Annotated in this window: 1 protein-coding gene; it reads right to left on the reverse strand. The window is 67.6% G+C overall.

The genetic code is table 11. The annotated features are described in order from the left end of the window. Nucleotides 1-417: biotin-independent malonate decarboxylase subunit gamma (locus HX846_RS39125; protein WP_306173219.1), on the reverse strand; the 417-nt coding region annotated here is incomplete at both ends.

The following is a 417-nucleotide window of genomic DNA, read 5'->3' on the forward strand; positions in this document are numbered from 1 at the left end:
GTTAGTGGCGCCCAGGCGACCGCTCAGGTCCCGACCGCCGGCCTGCACATCCTTGATCGCCTGCACCAGGCAATCGCTGACCCGCGCCACATCTTCGGTGGTGGGCTGCTCGATCTGGCTGACCGACAATGTCTCCCAGAGCAAGCCGAGGCTGGCATAGCTGTCGATGTCATAGGCCATCGGCGGCACGCTGGCAGCCAGGGTTTCCAGCTCTTCAACACTGCGCAGGGTTACCCGCGCCGCCGAAGCCTTGCCCATGGCATGCACCATCACGCCGGGGTCGCGCAGGGCAATCAGGCGGTTGGCCTGGTAACCATGGGCGAGGAAGGCGCCGGACATCGCCTTGCCCACCAGCAGCGCGATCACCGGGTGACCGGCCAGGCGGGCACGGGCGTAGCTGTCGGCAGCGGCGGCCAA

The sequence above is a fragment of the Pseudomonas sp. K5002 genome (assembly GCF_013386655.1).
In the GTDB taxonomy this organism is placed as follows: domain Bacteria; phylum Pseudomonadota; class Gammaproteobacteria; order Pseudomonadales; family Pseudomonadaceae; genus Aquipseudomonas.